The organism is Nocardiopsis sp. JB363 (assembly GCF_900143625.1).
Taxonomy (GTDB): domain Bacteria; phylum Actinomycetota; class Actinomycetes; order Streptosporangiales; family Streptosporangiaceae; genus Nocardiopsis.
This window is the reverse complement of the sequence record NZ_FRFF01000132.1, coordinates 17,654-38,411: the sequence shown is the minus strand read 5'-3', so window position 1 is coordinate 38,411 and position 20,758 is coordinate 17,654. Positions and strand designations below refer to the sequence as shown.

The 20,758-nt window shown below is 69.8% G+C and carries 17 protein-coding genes; 13 read left to right on the top strand and 4 right to left on the bottom strand.

All coding sequences use genetic code 11. The annotated features are described in order from the left end of the window. The coding region (locus tag BQ8420_RS19980; RefSeq protein WP_369825520.1) for a PH domain-containing protein at positions 1 to 1,735 on the top strand (1,735 nt) is incomplete at its 5' end. A 67-nt stretch (positions 1,736 to 1,802) separates the two neighbouring features. On the opposite strand, the gene sepH is transcribed toward BQ8420_RS19980, so the two are convergent. Then, positions 1,803 to 3,206, bottom strand: a complete 1,404-nt coding sequence (gene sepH / locus BQ8420_RS19975) for a septation protein SepH (protein WP_087100672.1) — start codon at positions 3,204 to 3,206, stop codon at positions 1,803 to 1,805. Between the two features lie 570 nt (positions 3,207 to 3,776). On the opposite strand from sepH, the gene BQ8420_RS19970 reads away from it, so the two are divergent. Further along, positions 3,777 to 4,871 (top strand): hypothetical protein, encoded by a 1,095-nt coding sequence (locus tag BQ8420_RS19970; RefSeq protein ID WP_235006380.1) that lies wholly within the window; start codon positions 3,777 to 3,779, stop codon positions 4,869 to 4,871. Positions 4,872 to 4,883: 12 nt separating this feature from the next. Here BQ8420_RS19970 and BQ8420_RS19965 read toward each other — a convergent pair whose 3' ends face one another. After that, on the bottom strand, positions 4,884 to 6,182 hold the full coding sequence (locus BQ8420_RS19965) for a D-arabinono-1,4-lactone oxidase (protein WP_087100671.1): 1,299 nt from the start codon (positions 6,180 to 6,182) through the stop codon (positions 4,884 to 4,886). 133 nt (positions 6,183 to 6,315) lie between these two features. Between BQ8420_RS19965 and BQ8420_RS19960 the strand changes: the two genes are divergently transcribed. The 3 genes from BQ8420_RS19960 to BQ8420_RS19950 all read left to right on the top strand — a co-directional run bounded on the left by BQ8420_RS19960 (position 6,316) and on the right by BQ8420_RS19950 (position 10,592). Beyond that, the gene (locus BQ8420_RS19960; protein ID WP_087100674.1) at positions 6,316 to 7,347 is read left to right on the top strand and encodes a ferrochelatase; all 1,032 of its coding nucleotides are present in this window, start codon (positions 6,316 to 6,318) and stop codon (positions 7,345 to 7,347) included. Positions 7,348 to 7,569: 222 nt separating this feature from the next. Continuing rightward, positions 7,570 to 9,612, top strand: a complete 2,043-nt coding sequence (locus tag BQ8420_RS19955) for a S9 family peptidase (RefSeq protein WP_087100670.1) — start codon at positions 7,570 to 7,572, stop codon at positions 9,610 to 9,612. A 167-nt stretch (positions 9,613 to 9,779) separates the two neighbouring features. Continuing rightward, on the top strand, positions 9,780 to 10,592 hold the full coding sequence (locus BQ8420_RS19950; protein WP_087100669.1) for an inositol monophosphatase family protein: 813 nt from the start codon (positions 9,780 to 9,782) through the stop codon (positions 10,590 to 10,592). A gap of 108 nt (positions 10,593 to 10,700) precedes the next feature. On the opposite strand, the gene BQ8420_RS32385 is transcribed toward BQ8420_RS19950, so the two are convergent. After that, entirely contained in the window at positions 10,701 to 10,865 is a 165-nt protein-coding gene (locus BQ8420_RS32385; RefSeq protein WP_200816010.1) for a hypothetical protein, read from the bottom strand. A gap of 686 nt (positions 10,866 to 11,551) precedes the next feature. On the opposite strand from BQ8420_RS32385, the gene BQ8420_RS19945 reads away from it, so the two are divergent. The 3 genes from BQ8420_RS19945 (at position 11,552) to BQ8420_RS19935 (ending at position 14,274) form a co-directional block, all read left to right on the top strand. Continuing rightward, the gene (locus BQ8420_RS19945; RefSeq protein WP_087100668.1) at positions 11,552 to 12,205 is read left to right on the top strand and encodes a response regulator transcription factor; all 654 of its coding nucleotides are present in this window, start codon (positions 11,552 to 11,554) and stop codon (positions 12,203 to 12,205) included. Further along, the gene (locus BQ8420_RS19940; RefSeq protein WP_087100667.1) at positions 12,202 to 13,461 is read left to right on the top strand and encodes a HAMP domain-containing sensor histidine kinase; all 1,260 of its coding nucleotides are present in this window, start codon (positions 12,202 to 12,204) and stop codon (positions 13,459 to 13,461) included. Before BQ8420_RS19945 ends, BQ8420_RS19940 begins: the two co-directional genes overlap by 4 nt. A 516-nt stretch (positions 13,462 to 13,977) precedes the next feature. Continuing rightward, positions 13,978 to 14,274, top strand: coding sequence for a DUF4193 domain-containing protein (locus BQ8420_RS19935; RefSeq protein ID WP_087100666.1), 297 nt, complete (start codon positions 13,978 to 13,980; stop codon positions 14,272 to 14,274). 261 nt (positions 14,275 to 14,535) lie between these two features. Here BQ8420_RS19935 and BQ8420_RS19930 read toward each other — a convergent pair whose 3' ends face one another. Beyond that, the gene (locus BQ8420_RS19930) at positions 14,536 to 14,811 is read right to left on the bottom strand and encodes a DUF4235 domain-containing protein (protein ID WP_087100665.1); all 276 of its coding nucleotides are present in this window, start codon (positions 14,809 to 14,811) and stop codon (positions 14,536 to 14,538) included. A gap of 209 nt (positions 14,812 to 15,020) precedes the next feature. Here BQ8420_RS19930 and valS point away from each other — a divergent pair, with 209 nt between their 5' ends. The 5 genes from valS to BQ8420_RS19905 all read left to right on the top strand — a co-directional run bounded on the left by valS (position 15,021) and on the right by BQ8420_RS19905 (position 20,742). After that, positions 15,021 to 17,606: a valine--tRNA ligase gene (gene valS, locus BQ8420_RS19925; protein WP_087100664.1), complete on the top strand. Its 2,586-nt coding sequence runs from the start codon at positions 15,021 to 15,023 to the stop codon at positions 17,604 to 17,606. Positions 17,607 to 17,773: 167 nt separating this feature from the next. Then, on the top strand, positions 17,774 to 18,247 hold the full coding sequence (gene dut, locus BQ8420_RS19920) for a dUTP diphosphatase (protein ID WP_087100663.1): 474 nt from the start codon (positions 17,774 to 17,776) through the stop codon (positions 18,245 to 18,247). Positions 18,248 to 18,307: 60 nt separating this feature from the next. Next, the gene (locus BQ8420_RS19915; protein ID WP_087100662.1) at positions 18,308 to 19,144 is read left to right on the top strand and encodes a DUF3710 domain-containing protein; all 837 of its coding nucleotides are present in this window, start codon (positions 18,308 to 18,310) and stop codon (positions 19,142 to 19,144) included. A 59-nt stretch (positions 19,145 to 19,203) separates the two neighbouring features. Beyond that, positions 19,204 to 19,944 carry a PIG-L deacetylase family protein gene (locus BQ8420_RS19910; RefSeq protein ID WP_087100673.1) on the top strand — a complete coding sequence of 247 codons (741 nt, stop codon included), beginning with the start codon at positions 19,204 to 19,206 and terminating at the stop codon, positions 19,942 to 19,944. Positions 19,945 to 19,965: 21 nt separating this feature from the next. Continuing rightward, on the top strand, positions 19,966 to 20,742 hold the full coding sequence (locus tag BQ8420_RS19905) for an alpha/beta hydrolase (protein WP_087100661.1): 777 nt from the start codon (positions 19,966 to 19,968) through the stop codon (positions 20,740 to 20,742). Positions 20,743 to 20,758: the final 16 nt, after the last annotated feature.

Here is a 20,758-nt window from a genome sequence, read left to right as displayed (position 1 = left end):
GGGCTCCGCTCCCGCCCCCGAAGCGTTCCCGCCGAGCCACCACGCCCCGGACGAGGGCCCCGGCCCGTGGCAGCCCGCGCGTTCCGGACCTCCCGGTTTCGGGGAACCGCCCGTCGAGCCGGGGGGAGCGGAGCCCCGGTCCTGGTGGGGAGAGGAACCCGGCGATCAGGGCGGGTCCTTCGGGGTGGAGACCGCCCGCAAACTCAGCCCGCGCAGTCTGGTCGTGGGGCCGATCATCCAGATCAGGGGTCTGCTGCTGCCGATCGCCGCCGGTCTGGTGATCGGTGGGTTCAACCCCTGGATCCTCACCGCCACCGTGCTCGCGGTCCTGGGGCTGCTCGTCGGCGGGTTCGTCACCTGGAAGACCTTCCGCTACGAGATCGGTGCGGAACGCCTGGAGATCCGCAGCGGCCTGATCCGACGTTCCCGGCGCACCATCCCCTTGGAGCGGGTGCGCGGGGTGGACGTCACCAGCACACTGCTGCATCGCCTGCTGGGTGTGGCCGTGGTGCGCATCGAGGCCGCGGCGGGGTCCGCGGGCGGCACCGAGGACGGCAAACTCGACGCGGTGGACGCCGCCGAGGCCGAGCGTCTGCGCAGGGTTCTGCTGCATCGCAAGGCCGTGCTCACCGGACAGGGCGCGGAAGCGACCACGGTGGGAGAGGAGGGCGCCACCGCCACGTCCGACACCTCCGCGGCCGTGACCGAACCGGACGACGACACGGTCACCTACTTCCGAATGCCCCGGAGCTGGTATTTGTTCGGGGCGCTCAGCGTGGGCTACCTGGTGACCCCGTTCGTGCTCCTGGCAACTCTGTTCGGCATGGTCCAACAGTCGGCCGGGCAGATGGCCACCGACTTCCTCGTGGATTGGGTGACCAGCACCGACCGCGGCTTCCTCATGGTGTTCGCCGCGGTGTCCGTGGGTGTCCTGGTGCTGCTGATGCCGGTCTTCGCGGTGGTCTCCTACACCCTCGCCCACTGGGGGTTCGCCCTTCGGGGCCGGGACGGCTCCGTGGTGGCCGAACGCGGTCTGTTCACCCGCCGCAGTGTCACCCTGGAACGTCGTCGCATCCGCGGGTACGAGTTGCGGGACAACCCCCTCGAACGCACCCGAAGGGCTGTGCGACTGCGCGCCATCGTCACCGGCCTGGGCGATACCGCCAACCGGGCCGTCCTGCTGCCGATGGGACCCCGCTCCAAGGTGGAGGAGGTGGTCGACCGTGCCTTGGGCCTGTTCCGAGGTCGGCTCACCCGCCACCCTCGGGCGGCCCTGCACCGGAGGTTGACCCGCGCGGTGCTGCCGTTCGTGGTGGTGGCGGCGGTGGCCGCGTACTTCGACGTGACCTGGTTGATGGTGGCCGCCGGGGTGCTCGCGCTACTCGGGGTGCCTTTGGCCGTGGACCGGTACCGGTCCTTGGGGCACGGCTACGACGGAGAAAGGGTGAGTGTGCGCTCGGGTTCGCTCCAGCGCGGCCAGGCCACGATGGAGCGGTCGGCGGTGATCGGCTGGACGTGGACCCAGACCTTGTTCCAACGTCGGTCGGGGCTGGCCGATCTCCAGGTGACCGTGGGCGCCGGCGCGGGCGGCTACACGGCTCAGGACGCCTCGTTGGAGGAGTCGGTCGACTTCGCCGGGCGGATCACTCCGGAGATGGTGCGGCCCTTCCTGGTGAACGACGAGGGCCCGCGTTCGGGCGCTGACCGAGACGGTCTCGGGGCCCACGGGTCGTGAGGGCGGGGGAGGAACACGAGGGGGCGATCACCGGTCGGTGATCGCCCCCTCGTTTCCACGGGTGCGCCTACTCGTTCTTCTTCGCACCGAACATGATCTCGTCCCAGGAGGGCACCGAGGCGCGGCGTCCCCGTCCCTTGCGCTTGGGCGCGGAACCGCTTCCGGCGTTGGTGCCGTTCGTGGTGGCCGGAACCGCAGGCTCTTCCTCCGCGGCCCGGCGCGGGGTGCCCTTGTCGTTGAGGTCGATGGTGGCGCGACGTCGACGCGGTCGTTCCGGTTCGGCCGGGGGCGGTGCGGGCTCGGGGTCGGGTGCCGGGCGTGTGTCCATCCAGTCCGGGGCGGCCGGAGGTTCGGGACGGCCACGCGGCTCGGGTGCGGGTTCGTCGAACTCGGCCACGGGACGGGCCGGTGCGGGCTCGTCGTACCGTTCGAACCGGTCCGGGGACTGCTCGGTGGGACGCTCCGCGGGCCACTCCGCGAACCGTTCGGCCGGGCGTTCGGGCCGCGCGGGCGGCTCCTCCACGGGGCGACGGCGCTGCGGCTCGTGCCAGGAGAACCCGGGCATCGGGGCGGCGGGCGGCGCTTCCTGCGGCGTGCGTTCCGGTCCCCGATCCGGTCCCCGTTCAGGCCCCCGCTCGGGCCTACGGGAGGGACCGCGCTCCGGTCCCCGCTCCGGATGCCTGGGCTCCTCACGGAGCGGCACCCCGAACTGGTCCGTCTGCGGCGCCGGGCGCAGCGGCTCGTCCTGCGTGGACGACAGGCGACGCGGAGCGAGGTGGTCGTGACGGCGCTCGGCGGCGGACCGTGCGTCCATGCGGGGCAGGTCGGAGGTGGCCTCGTTGCGGCGTGGAGAGAACGGGGTGACGTTGGCGCCGGGTGGGAGTGAGGCCTCCAAGGGCTCTGGGGAGGAGAACCGGGCGGCCTCCTCGTCGGCCGGGGCGACGGAGTTGTGTCTGGGCTCGTACAGCCAGTGGGCGACGCGTTCGTCGCCCCCGTGCAGGAAGACGAGCTTGAGCTGCCAGGTACGGTCCTCGCGTTTCCAGGAGTCCCACACGGCGTCGCCGGTCTCCAGCTGGTGGGCGCCGATCCGCTTGGTGACGATCTCTTCCAAGGAGGGACCGGGTACGGCGTCGCCCTGGGCGCGCACGGTGGCGCGCTGGGCCTGCTGGGCGATGTACTCGCGTTCCTGGAGTACGGGGCCTTCGAACCAGCGCACCCGTTCGATGGGTATCCCGGAGATCTCGGAGATGGCCTCCGCGGTCTCGCCGGACCGGATGCGGGCCTGGATTTCCTTGGGGCGCAACGGATTCTCCACTTCGATCTCGTACTTGCCGAGCCGGGAGAACTGGCCGCGTACGGCGGCTCGCAGGCGGTCGTCGACGGGGAGCATGAATCGGGTTCCACGGCCGGTGCTGGCCAGCACCAAGTAGGTGCCGTCCTCGCTCACGGCCACGAGGCGAAGCTCGTGCATCGCCCTCCCTTTCACGTCCCGTCGAGGGTCGGTATAGACCGTCCCTCGCGTTCTCCAAGTCTGGTCGGCCGACAGCTGTTCGGCCAGTACCGCGCCCGGCATGTCCGAACTGTGCCCGCCTCCCGGTCCGTGGTGGTCACCACGGTGGGAGCCGACCCCGGATTTCCGGGGCTCTCGCGGTCGCTTCCGTTGCCAATCTTGACACGGTGAACCTCGCGCGACCGGGAGCGATCGTCGGTGAATGTCGCCGATTCCACACGAAGGCTCCGCGGTGATGGTATCCCGCTCACCTCGAATCACCCCAGGCCTGGGAAAAACTCTGATCTCGTACCAGGTGGCGACATCATGCGCCTTGTGGTTCGCAACTCGACACGCCGAAGGAGGTCGAACAGTGATGCTTCTTATGTGATGGCGTTATCGGATCTATATCTGCCTTAAAGTGAGGTATCCACTTATGGGCGTTATGTGAGCGTTGGGGCCTACGGGGATATCTGCCCCACCACACGCCCATCCCATGACATGACGAGTGTCCCGCCGCGCCCGCGCGGCCCACGGAGGGGGGACCACAGCATGCCCAGACCGGAGTACGGGGGCGGGTCCGAGCCGAACGAGCGGAGCCGATCGGCCGACCACGTCCAGCACGCCGATCACGAGACCGATGACTCCCGCGACGACCGGAGCGACAAGAACGGAAAGGAGGGCAAGGGCAGACGCATCGACCTGAGCATGGCCCAGGTCGCGGGGGCCGGCGTGGCCACCCTGACGGCGGCGACCGCCGCCTCCTACCTGAACGTCTACGGGACCGTCATCGGCACCGCCGTCATGGCCGTGCTCAGCACCAGCGCCGCACCGGTGATCCAGCACTGGATCACCCGCAGCGGAGAACAGGCGAAGGGACTGGCGGAGAAGGCCAAGCACCCCCCTGCCGCTCCTTTCAGGGAACGGCCGGAACCGGCCATCGAGAACGACGCCGACGACGCCACCCGGACCATGGCCATGCCCTCCGTGGGGCAGGGCCTGCCGGGCGAGACCCTGGCGCACGGGTTCGGCAATCCCGCGGACCCCACCAGGCCCCACGACCCGGTCACGGACCATCCGACCGAACTTCTGCCCCGGGTGGGACCCCGTGACGACGCGGACGCCACCGCGGGTGCCTCCGAGGGCGACGGGACACGTCCCAAACGTGGTTGGCGCGCCGTCCTCATCCCCGCCGGAGCGGTGTTCGTCCTGGTCATGCTGGTCATCCTGGTCTTCGAGCTGTTCACCGGCCGTTCCCTGACGGCCTGGACCCAGGGCCAGGACGAGACCACTACCCCCTCCCTGCTGGGCGGTCAGTCCGCCCCGGCCCGGACCGGCGAGGACGAGGACACCGACACGTCCGAGAGCGATCGGGCGCCTCAGGAGGAGGGGACGGACACCGTTCCCGGGACGGGGACCGAGGAACCGATCGAACCCGGAACGCCGCCCGGCGACCAGGAGACCGACGCCCCGACGGTGCCCACCGACCCGGTCGAACCCCCGGCGGAGGAACCCGCACCGGAACAGCCCCGGGAACCGGTCGAACCCGCGCCCGGCGACGGCGGACAGGGAGGGGACGCCCCGCAGGGCGGCGCCCCCCAAGGCGAAACCCCGGAGGGCCGGAACGAGTCGGCGCCCACCGGCTGACCTAGTGCCGCGTCAGCCGAACACCCGGTCCAGGTAGGCGTTGCCGAAACGGCGGTGCGGGTCCACCCGATCCCGCACCGCCAGGGCGTCGCCCAGCCGGGGATGGACCCTCTCCAGGTAAGAGCGGTCGCGGGTGTGCAGCTTGCCCCAGTGCGGACGCCCGCCCACCGACGTGAACAGCGCTTCCAGGTCCGCGAAGTAGTCCCGGTAGGGCGTCCCCTGGTACATGTGCACGGCCACGTAGGCGCTCTCGCGCCCGTGGGCGGTCGACAGCCACACGTCGTCGGCCGGGGAGAAACGCACCTCCACGGGGAAACTCACCCGGTGCTCGCCCCGGTCCACGATCGAACGCGCCTCACGAAGGACGTCCGCCGTGTGCTCGACGGGGATCGCGTACTCCATCTCCACGAAGCGCACCTCCCGCACCGAGGCGAACACCTTGTGCGAAACGTCGGTGTAGGAGCGCGCGGACAGCGCCCGGGAGCTGATCTGGTTGACCGTGGGGACCGTCGCCGGGAAGCGACGGCACACCCGGTTGACCCGTTCGAAGAGCCGGTTGGACAGGAAGTCGTCGTCCAACCAGGCCTTGAACGGCGACAGGGGCCGCGCGGGGCCCTCACTGACGTTGTTGCGCTTGGTGTTGGTGTTGCCCGTGTGCGGGAACCAGAAGAACTCGAAGTGGTCGTTGTCGGCGCGCAGTTCCGGCAACCGCTCCAACACCTCGTCCAAGGGCATGGGTTCCTCGTGGGCCCGCAGCAGGAAGGCCGGGCGCACCGCGAAGGTCAACGCGGTGACGACGCCGAACGCGCCCAACCCCACTCGGGCCGCGTGGAACAGGTCCGGTTCGTGTTCGGCCGAGCACTCCACCACCGAACCGTCGGCCAGGACCAGTTCCATGCCGACCACCTGGCTCGCCAGACCGCCGGCGTCCCGCCCGGTGCCGTGCGTCCCCGTCTGGACCGCGCCCGAGACGGTCTGCACGGCGATGTCGCCCATGTTGGCCAGCGCCAGACCGTGCTCGGCCAGGGCGTCGTTGAAGTCGCACAGTGGTGTGCCCGCGGCGACGGTGGCGGTACCGGCCACGGGATCGACCGAGCGCAACCCGGTCAGGGAGGTGGGGGAGAGCAGGAGCCCGTCGGTGATGGCCACGTCGGTGAAGGAGTGCCCGGTGCCGACCATGCGGACCCTCAGGCCCTCGGCCGCCGCCTCCGCGACCGCCGACACGACCTCCTCGGTGCTGCCGGGGGCCGTCGTTCGGCGGGGGCGGGCCTGGTAGGTGTCGGCCCAGGTGTTCCACATCACATCAGTCATGCGGTGACATTACCGACCGGTCACTTATGTGACCAGAGTCCGGGGTGGAGTTGGTCACTTCCGGGCCGGAAGTCCCACGACATGGGCCGGGGGCGGATCCGTGCGGCCCGTGGGAGCTGGTTACATGAACAGCATGAGGCCTTACGACGCGTTTTTGCTGATCTCCTTCGGTGGACCGGAGGGCGAGGACGAGGTCATCCCGTTCCTGGAGAACGTCACCCGCGGGCGTAATATCCCCCGCGAACGGCTGGCGGAGGTCGGTGAGCACTACTTCCTCTTCAAGGGAGTGAGCCCGATCAACCAGCAGTGTCGGGACCTGCTCGCCGCCATCACCACCGACTTCACCGAACAGGGCATCGACCTGCCCGTCTACTGGGGCAACCGGTTCTGGGCGCCGATGCTCACCGACACCCTCGCGCAGATGAAGAAGGACGGTGTCCGCCGCATCCTGGCGATGCCGACCTCCGCGTACTGCAACTGGTCCAGTCGCACCGCCTACCACGAGGACATCGACCGGGCCCTGGCCGATCTGGGCCCGGACGCGCCCGAGGTCGAGTTGATCCGTCCCTTCTACGACCACCCCGGGTTCATCGACCCCCTGGTCGAGCATGCCCGGTCGGCTCTGGGCGAGCTGCCCGCGGAGCAGCGTGAGGGCGTGCGCCTGCTGTTCTCGGCGCACTCCATCCCCATGACCATGGCCGAGGCCAGCGGCGGCCCGGGCCAGACCTTCGGGCCGGAGGGCGCCTACGGTGCCCAGCTGGCCGAGGTCGCCCGCCTGGTCGCCGACCGGCTCGGTGGGGACCACCCCTACGAGGTGGTCTACCAGTCCCGGAGCGGGCCGCCCAGCCAGCCCTGGCTGGAGCCGGACATCAACGACCGCATGCGGGAACTGGCCGCCGAGGGCGTGCCCGCGGTGGCGGTGATCCCGCACGGGTTCGTCTCCGACCACATGGAGGTCAAGTTCGACCTGGACGTGGAGGCTCGTGAGACGGCCGACGAGCTCGGTATGGGTTACGCGCGAGCCCTCAGCCCGGGCACGCACCCGGCGTTCGTATCGATGGTGTCCGACCTGGTGCGCGAGTACACCGAGGGGAACGAGCCGACCCGGCTGAGCTCGTTGCCCGCTTGCGACGAGGGCGACCAGAAGTGCTGCGGACAGCGCTGAGGAAGACCCTTTCGGTCCGGGGCGGAGAAGGTCGCATCCGTGCCCCGGGCCGCTTCTCGTCCTCTGGCCGACCGTGGTTGCGCTCTAGGCCGAACTCGACGCGGAGAGGCTCAGGTCAACAGTGTTGACCTCCTCTGAAGTGGCAAGAGTGCGGTGATCGGCGTCACCCGGCGCCGATAGGGTCGACTTCGACCACAAGTCGATGGTTCAGGAGATTCTGTCTTGGTTCGTTCTTGGTATGAACTACCGGAGTACGTCCGACTGCGGCGCGTCAACGGGCTGCGCCTGTCACCGGACGGCTCCCGCCTGGTGGCCCCCGTCGGCGACCTGGCCCCCGACTCCAAGTCCTTCCGCAGTGCCCTGTGGGAGATCGACGTCGCCCCGCAGGCCGAGGGCGGACGTGCTCCCAGACGGCTGACCCGTTCCACCAAGGGCGAGTCGGGTGCGGAGTTCCTGCCCGACGGGTCGCTGTTGTTCAGCACCGGACGACCCGACCCCGAGGCCGCGTCCGAGGACAAGCCCAAGGCGGCGCTGTGGCTGCTGCCCGTCGACGGTGGCGAGGCCCGCCAGGTCGGCTCCACCCACGGCGGTGTCGGCGCCTTCACGGTCGCCCGGGACAGCGGCCTGGTGGCCTTCACCGGCCGGTTGCTGCCTCGCGCGAAGGACCAGGAGGCCGACTCCGAGGCCCGCAAGGCGCGCGAGGAGGCCGGGGTCACCGCGATCCTGCACGAGGCCCTGCCGGTGCGCTCCTGGGACAGCGACGTCGGTCCCGACCACCCCCGTCTGTTCATCGCGGCCCCGCCCGAGGACGAGGACGCCCGTCTGGGCGAGCCCGAGGACCTCACCCCCGACGCCGGTATGGCCCTGCTGGGCTCGGCCCCGGAACTCTCGCCCGACGGCTCCACCCTGTACGTGACCTGGACGGTGCCCACCTCCGGAGGCGCCGGCCGCAGCGAGGTCGTCGCCATCGACACCGCGACCGGGCGGCGCCGCACCGTCGTCGGCGGCCCCGACGAGGCGCTGGAGTTCGGCTCCCCGGCCGTCTCCCCGGACGGCTCCCGGCTGCTGGTGTACGCCGACTCCGAGGGCGAGTACCACGGAGAACCCCGCGACGCCACGCTGTGGATCGTCGATCCCGCCACCGGTGAGGGCCGGGACCTGCTCGACGGCCATGAGCTCTGGCCGCGCGATTACGCCTGGTCCGCCGATTCGAGCACCGTCTTCCTCGTCGCCGACCAGAACGGTCGCCGCCCCGTGTTCCGCGTGGACGTGGCCTCCGGCGAGCTCACTCGTCTGACCGGCGACCACGGCGCCTACAGCGCACTCAACCCCTCCCCGGACGGCCGCCACGTCTTCGCGATGCGCGACGCCTGGGACGCCCCGCCCGCGCCGGTGCGTCTGGACGCCGACGCCACCGACGGTGAGCCCACCCCTCTGCGCACCCCGGGCTCCGAGATGTCCATGCCGGGCACGCTCACCGAGATCGAGACCACCGCCGACGACGGCACCCGGATCCGGTCCTGGCTGGTGCTGCCCGAGGAGGCCTCCGCCGACTCGCCCGCCCCGCTCATGCTCTGGGTCCACGGTGGCCCGTACATGAGCTTCAACGGGTGGAGCTGGCGATGGAACCCGTGGCTGCTCGCGGCCCGCGGCTACGCGGTGCTGCTCCCGGACCCCGCACTGTCCACCGGATACGGCCAGGACATGCTGCGCCGCGCCTGGGGCCAGTGGGGGCCGCGCACCCACGCCGACGTCATGGCCATCACCGACGCCGCCGAGGCGCGTGCGGACATCGACGCCGAGCGCACCGCCATGATGGGCGGCTCCTTCGGCGGTTACATGGCCAACTGGATCGCCGGGCACACCGACCGGTTCAAGGCCATCGTCTCCCACGCCTCCCTGTGGCAGCTGGACGGCTTCAGCGGCACCACGGACTACCCGCCGGTCTGGGAGAGCGAGTTCGGCACCCCGTTGGACCGCCCGGAGCGCTACGAACTCAACTCCCCGCACCTGCACGCGGACAAGATCCGCACGCCCATGCTCGTCATCCACGGCGACAAGGACTACCGGGTGCCCATCGGCGAGGGCCTGAAGCTGTGGCGCGACCTCCTCCTGCACGAGGTCGACGCCAAGTTCCTGTACTTCCCCGATGAGAACCACTGGATCCTCAGCCCGGGCAACGCACAGGTCTGGTACGAGACGATCTTCGCCTTCCTGGACCATCACGTCCACGGCAAGGAGTGGGTCAAGCCCGACCTCCTCTGACGGGAAGGGCCGCTCGAACGATCGACGGGGTTCGGTGGACACCATGTCCGCCGGGCCCCGCTTCCGTGTCCCCTCGGTGGTCGCGTCCGCGGAATCCTCGCCGCATAGGGTGCCAGGGGAGTGCCCGGACAGCCGCGTTCGAGGCCCAGGAACGGAAGAGGGCAGCAGTGAGCACCATCCAGTCCCCACACGACCGAGGGAAGCTGCGGGATCTGGCCGTGGCCGTGGCCGCGGAGGCCGGAGAGCTCGCGGCCAAGGGGCAGGAGGGCATCACCGTCCTGGACACCAAGTCCAGCCCGACCGACGTCGTCACCGAGATGGATCAGGCCACCGAGGAGCTCATCCGGGACCGGCTGCTCGCGGCCAGGCCCGACGACGCCGTCCTGGGCGAGGAGGGCGGTGGAATCGAGGGCACCAGCGGGGTGCGCTGGGTGGTGGACCCCATCGACGGCACCGTCAACTACCTGTACGGATCCCCGGACTGGGGTGTGGCGATCGCCGCGGAGATCGACGGTGAGGTCGTGGCCGCCGCGGTCGGCGTTCCCGCCCGCGGGCAGATGTTCGAGGCGGTCCTGGGCGAAGGTGCGCGGCTGGACGGCCGTTCCTTGCGCGCCCCCGACGCGGTGTCGCTGGACCAGGCCTTGGTGTCCACCGGTTTCGGGTATTCGGCGGACCGGCGGGTTCACCAGGCGCGGGTGCTGACCGAGGTGATCGGGCACGTGCGCGACATCCGACGGGTCGGCGCGGCCTCGATCGACCTCACCGGGCTCGCGGTGGGGCGCTCCAACGCCTACTACGAGCGGGGCCTGAACCTGTGGGACTGGGCCGCCCCCGGCCTGGTCGCCACCGAGGCGGGTGTGCGTCTGGGAGGCCCCGATGGTGGTCCGCCCACCGGTGATCTGGTGATCGCCGCCAGGCCGGGCCTGTACGAGCGGCTCGACGCGCTCTTGGCGCCGTTGGGCGCCGACACCGACGGCTGAGGGCCCTCGGACACGAGGAACCCCGGGCGGATCGCGCCCGGGGCCTGACGTTCGTGGACGGGTGCGGCCGCCCGTGGGCCCGCCGCCCCGCCGTGCTTCGCCTAGGAGCTAGGAGTGGGTGTCGACGCCGTTGCGGGCGGCGATGCGGTACAGATCCTCGAGTTCCGACGCATGTGTGTCGGCAAGGAAGTCGTCCCCGGCGGCCTGCGCCGACTGGAGTGACCGGTAGGTCTCGCTGATACGGACCTTGATCTCCGCCATGAACTCGCCCATTGCACCTCTTCCAGGGGTAGGCACCGGGGCATGGTGATGCACCGGTGCACATGCGTGTGCGCACGCTGTTCACGTGGCACGAACCGAAGTCGTCACGACCCTGTGACATGAGCGCCCGTCGCGGTCCGGGTGGGGCCCGGTGTCCACGCGCGCGTTTTCTACGTCTACCTCACTGTGGCCCACGTCAAACCTCCGGCCCCCGCACGGTGATGTTTCCGTGATTCAGACTTCAGTTCCGCGAAGCGGAAATAACCCTGTCAGTGGCGACCGTGATTCATGAAGTGCCCCCATCGCGAAGGCTTCGGTGGCATCATGTTGAAGCCTTCGAAAAGAGTGTCCCAAGACACATTTTCCGACAACGCCCAGTGCTTACTTGTTTCTTATTCTTGATGTGTCAGATTTGAGATGTGCGGGGTTGAGTCGTCGCCGACGGTTGGGGGATTCGTCGGCGACGACCACTCCGCGCACAGGGGTCGTACAGACTCCCGACCCAGCGCCCGTGACACACGGGGGCGAGGACGAGTGGAATACTTCCCAGTGTTCCCCGAGCGGGTTTACCGTGTCCTTACCCCGGTCGTGAGAGAACGGTTGACGCGGTCGGGACCGAGAACGCCGCTGCCGGTGTGTTGGGGGATGCGCCGGCAGCGGCCCCCTTTTTTGTTTCCCGACCCCCCCGAAGGACAACGTTGCGAGTACTCGTGGTCGAAGACGAACGGGTCCTGGCGGACGCCGTGGCCGTCGGATTGCGGCGGGAGTCCATGGCCGTGGACGTGGTCTACGACGGCGACACCGCCCTGGAGCACACCGCGGTCAACGAGTACGACGTCGTCGTCCTCGACCGCGACCTCCCCGGGATCCACGGCGACGAGGTCGCCCGCACCCTGGTCGGGGAGAGCTACAGCGGCCGCATCCTGATGCTCACCGCCTCCGACGGTGTCCAGGACCGGGTCGACGGGCTCACCCTGGGAGCCGACGACTACCTTCCCAAACCCTTCGCCTTCCCCGAACTGATCGCCCGGGTGCACGCCCTGGGCCGCCGTTCGGCGCCACCGCTCCCACCGGTGCTGGAACGCCACGGCATCACCCTGGACCCGGCCAACCACCGAGTGCACCGCGAGGGTCGCGAGGTCGGCCTCACGCCCAAGGAGTTCGCGGTCCTGCAGGTGCTCATGCGCGCCCAGGGCACCGTGGTCAGCGCCGAGGGCCTGTTGGAGAAGGCCTGGGACGAGAACGCCGACCCCTTCACCAACGTCGTCCGGGTCACCGTCATGACCCTGCGCAAGAAGCTCGGAACCCCACAGGTCATCCAGACGGTCCCTGGCGCCGGGTACCGACTGTGAGACCGGGCGAACGTCCCGAACCCGGCCAGGTGGAAGCCACCCGCCCCGGGGACACCGGGACGTGGCGCAGCTTGAACTCGGTGGCCCCCGGCGGTGAGAGCACCGAACGTTCCACCGCTCGGTCCACGGTGCATCGCTTCACCGACAACCTCAGCCTGCGCGCTCGCCTCACCCTCATCTACGGGATGCTGTTCTTCGCGGCAGGCTCCCTGCTGGTCCTGGTCAACTACCTGGTCGTCGCGGTCCTGCTCAACGCTCTCCTGGCCGAGGAGAGCCTGGCCGAGCTCATGGAGCACAGCCACCACATCGAACAGGTCCTCACCCACGTCACACGCTTCTCCCTGCTGGCCCTGTTCCTGGTGGGGCTGCTCGCGGTGGCGCTGGGGTACGCGGTGGCCGGACGCGCGCTCTCACCCTTGCAGAAGATCACCCGTATCGCCCGACGATTGTCCGAACGCTCCCTGCACGAACGCATCGCGCTGTCCGGACCCGACGACGAGATCCGCGAGCTCGCCGACACCTTCGACGGCATGCTGGAGCGCTTGGACCGGGCCTTCGACGGGCAACGGCGCTTCGTCGCCAACGCCTCCCACGAACTGCGCACGCCGCTGGCCATCAACCGCACCCTGCTCGAAGTGGCGTTGAGCGCCCCGGACGTGTCCGCCGACCTCAAGAGCGTCGGGCAGACCCTCCTGGAGACCAACGCCCGTCACGAACGACTCATCGACGGATTGCTGTTCCTGGCCAAGACCGACCGCGAACTCGAAGTCAAGGCCAAGGTCGACCTGGGAGAGGTCGCCGGCACCGTGCTCAGCCAACTGTCCGGGGACATCGACTCCTCCGGGCTCTCCCTGCGCCAGGACCTGCGCTCCGCCCTGGTGGTGGGCGACCCCGTTCTGTTGGAACGACTGGTCGCCAACCTGGTGGAGAACGCCCTCAAGTACAACGTCGACGACGGTGAGATCACCGTACGCAGCGGCATGTACGAGGACATGCCCGCGGTCCAGGTGGAGAACTCCGGCAAGGTCATCCCCGCCTACGAGATCGAAGGGCTCTTCGAACCGTTCCGGCGCGGCTCCGGCGACCGTGTGGGCTCGGGGCGCAGTGCCGGTCTGGGGCTGTCCATCGTCCGCTCCGTGGTGCGAGCCCACGAGGGCGTGGTCACCGCCTGGCCTCGCGTGGGCGGCGGTCTGGTCGTCACCGTGTGCCTGCCGCTCACGTCCGGTCAGAGTGGCGAGAGTTCCGATCGTCGCTGAGGGAACCGATCGGTTCGGCCCCGGAAACGTCCCTTGGAAAAAGGGGGGCGCACCGGTCTCACGCGTCCGAAGCTGCGCCCGTCCCCGCTTCGTGGTATTTATACGTGTCCGAAGACACGCCCACCCCTGTCACGAGCGCCGAGTCGGGGTGGGTATGCTTCCCCGGGCGTGGACACGGAGGGAATCCCTCCTGACATGGGCATGTCTTGGTTTTCGCCCGAACCCGGGGGAGTGTTCCATACTTGCCCTTCATGTGGGCGCGTACGTGTTTTCCGGTCTACGAGATGTCTGACGTTGGGTAGTACACGAAGAACGACCAGTGCAGGGGCCATCGAATATTGGCCGCCTCCGGTCACGTTTTCGTGAAAGCGCTACTGACCTGTGGCAGGTGACCCGGGAGGGGGCACCGACACGAACTTCAGAAAAACTCATGGGCCGATTCGGGCACAACGAAGGTCTCTCAAGCGTTACACCCGCGCGATGAGGCACTAAACGAGGGGGATGGAGTTAGCAGAGATGGCCACCGACTACGACAGCCCGCGCAAGACTGACGAGGACATCAACGAGGACAGCCTCCAGGAGCTGCAAGCGCGGCGCGTGGACAAGGGCACCGGGACCATCGACGTCGACCCCGACGAGGTGGCGGAGGGCATGGAGCTGCCCGGTGCGGACCTGTCGGGCGAAGAGCTCGCGGTCCGCGTACTGCCCCGCCAAGCCGATGAGTTCACCTGCTCGCGCTGTTTCCTGGTGCACCACCGCAGTCAGCTCGCCGAGCAGCGCGCCGGCCAACTGGTCTGCAAGGAATGCACCTGAGTGATCGACGGGTCCCCTGCTCCCCCGACGGTCCCGAGAACCCGACGGGGCCAGGGAACGGACCCGCGACGGTCACCGCCCGGTGACCGGATCGCCGCCTCCGGGTGATCGGGGGTTCCGCACGGCGGCGGGCGCGACGACGACGGCGGGCGGTGGACGGCCGACTCCAGACGGGGAGGATCCCGGTGGGGTGAGCCGTCCACCGCCACCCGTTCTTCGAGGTGGGGCGGTCCCTACACGCGCCGCGATCGGATTTTCCGGTCAGATGTCCAGGTCGCGTCCGCCGGACCCGACCAGCTGCTTGCGAGCGGCGCGCACGGCCAGGACCCGGGCCACCTCCACACCCACGCCCGCGACCACGGCCCAGCTCAGGGCACGTCCCAGGCTCACATCGGGGGACTCCAGGTCCGTCGGCGGTTCCTCGCCCGTCGCGCGCGTCCAAGCGAAGGTCAGCGCCTTGCGAGTGACGAACTCGGCCGCGAAGCCCGCGACCATACCGAGGACGACCGGTGCGACCTCACCGTCCTTTTTAGCCATGTGAATCGTTCACCGTTTCCTTGTGCGTACGATGGTGCGCGCACACGCGCACCGTCTGCGGTGAAAGTCTTTCACGCCGGGGCCGTCCCGTGCAGCGCGGCGTGCGCCCGAGCCCCGCTCGCGACCGAGGCCCGGATCACGTTCCCTCGGCGGTCAGCGGCTTGAAAACCCGGAGCGAACAGGCTCTCGGGAGCATTACCATTGCCCCCATGACCAACCGCTCTCATTCCTTCCGCATGCCCGACAAGCCTTCGCTGGACGGTATCGAGGCGAAGTGGGTGGACGTATGGGATGAGTCCGGCGTCTACCATTTCGACCGCACCCGTGGCCGCGAGGACGTCTACTCGATCGACACCCCGCCGCCCACGGTCTCGGGATCGCTGCACATCGGCCACGTGTTCTCCTACACGCACACCGACACCGTCGCGCGTTTTCAGCGCATGAACGGCAAGGCCGTCTTCTACCCGATGGGATGGGACGACAACGGTCTGCCCACCGAGCGTCGTGTCCAGAACTACTACGGTGTGCGCTGCGACCCCTCGGTCCCCTACGACCCGGACTTCGAGCCGCCGGCCAAGCCCGACCCCAAGCGCCAGGTGCCCGTCTCCCGGGGCAACTTCATCGAGCTGTGCGACAAGCTCACCATCGAGGACGAGAAGGTCTTCGAGTCGATCTGGCGCCGTCTGGGGCTGAGCGTCGACTGGCGGCACACCTACGCCACCATCGACGACAACTCCCGCACGGCCGCCCAGCGCGCCTTCCTGCGCAACCTGTCCCGAGGTGAGGCCTACATGGCCGAGGCGCCCACCCTGTGGGACGTCACGTTCCGCACCGCGGTGGCCCAGGCCGAGCTGGAGGACCGTGAGCGTCCCAGCGCCTACCACAAGGTCGCCTTCCACAAGCCCGACGGCGCCCCGGTCCACATCGAGACCACCCGCCCCGAGCTGTTGGCCGCCTGCGTCGCGCTGGTGGCCCACCCCGACGACGAGCGTTACCAGGACCTGTTCGGCACCACCGTGACCACACCGGTCTTCGGTGTCGAGGTCCCGGTCAAGGCACACCGCCTGGCCGACCCCGAGAAGGGGTCCGGCATCGCCATGATCTGCACCTTCGGTGACACCACCGACGTCACCTGGTGGCGTGAGCTCCAGCTGGAGACCCGGCCCATCATCGGTTGGGACGGCCGAGTCATCGCCGACCCGCCCAAGGGCATCGAATCCGAGGCCGCGCGCGAGGCCTACGGGCGCCTGGTCGGGGCCACCGTCCACACCGCGCGCGAGCGCACCGTGGAGTTGCTGCGCGCCGGTGGCGACCTGGTCGGCGAGCCCACGCCCATCACCCACCCGGTGAAGTTCTTCGAGAAGGGCGACAAGCCCCTGGAGATCGTCACCACCCGCCAGTGGTACATCCGCAACGGCGGCCGGGACGAGGACATCCGCGCCCGACTCATCGAGCGCGGCCGGGAACTCACCTGGCACCCGGCCCACATGCGCCAGCGCTACGAGAACTGGGTCCAGGGCCTCAACGGTGACTGGCTGATCAGCCGGCAGCGCTTCTTCGGCGTCCCCTTCCCGGTCTGGTATCCGCTGGACGCCGAGGGCAACCCGAAGTACGACGAGCCGCTGCTGCCCACCGAGGACCAGCTGCCCATCGACCCCAGTTCCCAGGTGCCCGCCGGGTACACCGAGGAACAGCGCGGGCAGGGAGGCGGGTTCATGGGCGACCCCGACGTCATGGACACCTGGGCGACCTCCTCGCTGTCGCCGCAGATCGCCTCCGGCTGGGAACGCGACCAGGACCTGTTCGAGCGGGTCTTCCCGATGGACTACCGCCCCCAGGGGCAGGACATCATCCGCACCTGGCTGTTCTCCACCGTGGTCCGCGCCGACTTCGAGAACGGCACCCTGCCCTGGAGCACCACCGGCATCTCCGGCTGGATCCTGGACCCGGACCGCAAGAAGATGTCCAAGTCCAAGGGCAACGTCGTCACCCCGGTCGCGCTGCTGGAGAAGTACAGCTCCGACGCGATCCGGTACTGGGCGGCCAGCGGCCGTCTGGGCACCGACACCGCCATGGACGAGGGCCAGATGAAGATCGGCCGCCGGCTGTCGATCAAGGTCCTCAACGCCAGCAAGTTCGTCATGTCGGTCGCGGGTGAGAACGCCTCCACCGACCCGACCAGGGTCACCGAGCCCCTGGACCGGGCGATGCTGGCGGCCCTGGCCCAGGTGGTCGAGGAGGCCACCACCGCGTTCGTCGACTACGACCACACGCGGGCCCTGGAGCGCACCGAGCGCTTCTTCTGGGACTTCTGTGACGACTACCTGGAGCTGGTCAAGACCCGCGCCTACGACACCGAGTCCGCGGAGGGCGCCTCGGCCCGTGCCGCGCTGCTCATCGCCCTGGGTGCCCTGCACAAGCTGTTCGCGCCCTTCGTCCCCTTCGTCACCGAAGAGGTGTGGAGCTGGTGGCAGGACGGTTCGGTGCACGCCCAGGCCTGGCCGGACGCCGCCGAGTACCGTTCCGCAGCCGCGGGCGGTGACCCGGCCGTCCTCGCCGCCACCGCCGAGGTGCTGCGCGAGGTCCGCAAGGCCAAGTCCGAGGCCAAGCTGTCCATGCGCGCCGAGGTCGAACACGTGAAGGTCTCCGGCAAGCAGGTCGAGGCGGCCCGCGCCGCCCGGGCCGACATCGCGGCCGCCGGTCGCGCCGCCGGGATCGACTTCCACGTCACCGACGACGCCGAACTCACCGTCGAGGTGACCATGCCCCCGGCCGAGGAGCCGGCCGCCGAGTAACGATTCGGCGAGAACACGCGAGGGCGGGGCGGCGCCGGGGACACACCCGGGGTCGCCCCGCCCTCGTTCACGGCTCCGACCACCTCCCGGAACGCTTCGCCGCGACCCGGCCCGAGGGACCGTTGGACCACCCGGGCAACGCCTGGGGAACGATAGGCTCGGCAGATGTGAGTACCTCATCCTTGGAAGGCACCCGGGTGCCCGTCACGGTCCGTCGTTCAGACCCCGGGCTGCCCCTGCCCTCCTACGCCCACCCCGGCGACGCGGGCGCGGATCTGTACACCGCCACCGACGTGGTCCTCGCCCCGGGGGAACGCGTCACGGTGCCCACCGGCCTGGCGATCGCCCTGCCCGACGGATACGCGGCCTTCGTGCACCCACGGTCGGGGTTGGCCGCTCGCTGCGGACTGACTATCGTCAACGCTCCGGGCACCGTGGACGCCGGCTACCGGGGTGAGATCAGGGTGACCCTGCTCAACACCGACTCCCACACCCCGGTGGAACTCGCGCGCGGGGACCGGATCGCCCAACTGGTGATCCAACGCGTGGAGCGGGCCGTGTTCGTCGAGGCGGACACGTTGCCGGACTCGGTGCGGGGATCGGGTGGTTTCGGTTCGACCGGGGGCCACGCCGCACGGTGATGACGTCCCCGACTCCCCGGTGTGATTCCGGGACCCACGAAGAAGCGAAGAGGTGAAGGCGTGTTCGGACGCCGCCGTAAGAAGCGGGACCAGGAGACCGAGAGAGCCGCGGAGGAGACCCGTCCCAAGCGACGTGGAGCCGCCGGGGCGGTCTCGTTCGACAACGAGGTGGAGCCGGAGCGCCCCTCGGCACAGCCTGACAAGGCCGAGGACCGTTACCGGATCGGCGGACCCTGGGACACCACCGAGGGCGCTCCCGAGGCCAAGCGGATGGACCTGGGCAGCATGCTCCTGCCCACGGATCAGGGCGCCGAGATCCAGGTGAACGTCGCCCAGGACGACAAGGGCAAGCAGAAGATCATCGGGGTGACCCTGGTGCGCGGCAAGACCGCCCTACAGGTGCAGCCCTTCGCCGCGCCCAAGTCCTCCGGGCTGTGGGACGAGATGCGCGAGGAACTGCGCGAGCAGGTCACGCGGCAGGGCGGCAAGGTCGAGGACCACGAGGGCACCTTCGGCCCGGAGCTGCGGGCCGTCATCCCGATCAAGGACAAGAAGACCGAGGACGGTCGCCAGCTGGGGCAGCGGGTCCGGTTCATCGGCGTGGACGGGCCCCGTTGGGTGCTGCGCGGTGTCATCCGCGGCGAGGGCGCCTCCAAACCCGAGGTGATGTCGGAGATCGAGCAGGTGTTCGCCGGCATCGTGGTGGTGCGCGGGGACCAGCCGGCGCCGCCCAGCGAACTGCTGCCCATCACCGTGCCCAAGGAGATCCAGGAGCAGATGGCCACCGCGGCCAAGCAGCGCGCCGCTCAGCAGGCCGCTCAGCGGGGCAACGCCGGTCGCTCGCCCAACGGTTCGGCCGGGGGACCGCCCACCACCGGCGGCCCCGTGCAGGCCTGAGGAAACAGCCCCTGTGGACAACGGCTCCGGGGGCGCGTGTTTTCCGTAGTGTGTCCTTCATGGACGAGACGACGCGAAACAGCGCCCCCCGGCCGTTCCCGGAGGATTGGCAGCGGGCCCTGGCAGTGGTGGCCCACCCCGATGACCTGGAGTTCGGCGTTTCCTCGGCGATCCATCGATGGACGTCACAGGGCAAGGACGTCATCGAGTTGTTGGTGACCAAGGGCGAGGCGGGGATCGACTCGCTCGACCCGGGCGCCTGTGCCCCGGTGCGCATGGCCGAGCAGCACGCCTCGGCCGCGGCCGTCGGCGCCGGCACCGTGGAGTTCCTGGACTTTCCCGACGGCATGCTGGAGTACGGGCTGCCACTGCGGCGGGCCCTGGCCGGGGCGATCCGCCGGCACCGGCCCGACGTGATCGTGTCCATCAACTTCCGAGAGCACTTCGCCGGGGGCGGCGGGTTCAACCACGTCGATCACCGCGTGTTGGGGCCGGCTCTGCTGGACGCGGTGCGCGACGCCGCCAACCGGTGGGTCTTCCCCGAGCAGTCGGCGGAGGGCACCGAACCGTGGTCGGGGGTGCGGATGGTGGCCTTCGGGGCCGCGCCGGAGCCCACGCACCACGTGGAGCTGAGCGAGGAGAACCTGGCCGCGGGCATCGCCTCCCTGGACGCGCACGAGGTCTACCTGGCCAACCTGGACGGGTTCGACCAGCGGACCTTCCTGCGCGAGGGCGCCGTCGCTGCGGGAGAGCGGGTGGGGGTGCCGCTGGCCACCTCCTTCGAGGTGTTCGAGGTCTGACATGACCGATGGGAGGGCTCGATGGGGGAGCTGGTGGGAAAGCCCCGCCTGAGAAGGGTCTTGGTGTGGACCCTGGCCGCGGTGGTGGCGCTGTCGCTGGTGGCGACCGTGGCCTTCTTCGGCTGGGCGCTCACCCCGCACCGGGCCGAGGCCGAACCGCTGCGGGAAGCGGGGGAGAACCCGGACGTGGAGGTGATCCGGGGCGAGGGCCACGTACTGCTGGCCCCCTCCGGGGAACCCTCGGGAACCGGTGTGGTGTTCTATCCGGGTGCCCGGGTGGAGCCCGACGCCTACGTGGCGACCTGGGCTCCGGTGGTGGCCGCCACCGGAGTCACCGTGGTGGTGCCCCACGTGCGCCTCAATCTGGCCCTGTTCGACCAGGACCGCGCTGAGACCATGGTGGCCGAGGCGCCGGAGGTGGACACCTGGTTCCTGGGCGGACACTCCATGGGCGGCGCCTTCGCCGCCCAGCACGTGGGCGTCGGTGACACCGACACCGACTGGGCCGGGCTGGTCCTGTGGGCCTCCTACGCGGTGGAGGCCGCCGACCTGGCCGACCGGGACGACCTCCGGGTGCTCTCGGTCGCCGGAAGCCGGGACGGGGTCCTTCCCCTGACCCAGATCGAGGAACGAAGATCGGCCCTGCCCGCAGACGCCGTCACGGTGACCGTGGAAGGCATGAACCACGCCCAGTTCGGCGCCTATGGTGCCCAGGCCGGTGACGAGGAACCGGAACTGACCGAGGAAGAGGCCCGGGAGAGGCTGGCCGAGGCCACCTCACAGTTCCTGGATCCCTGACCGCGCACGGGGGACG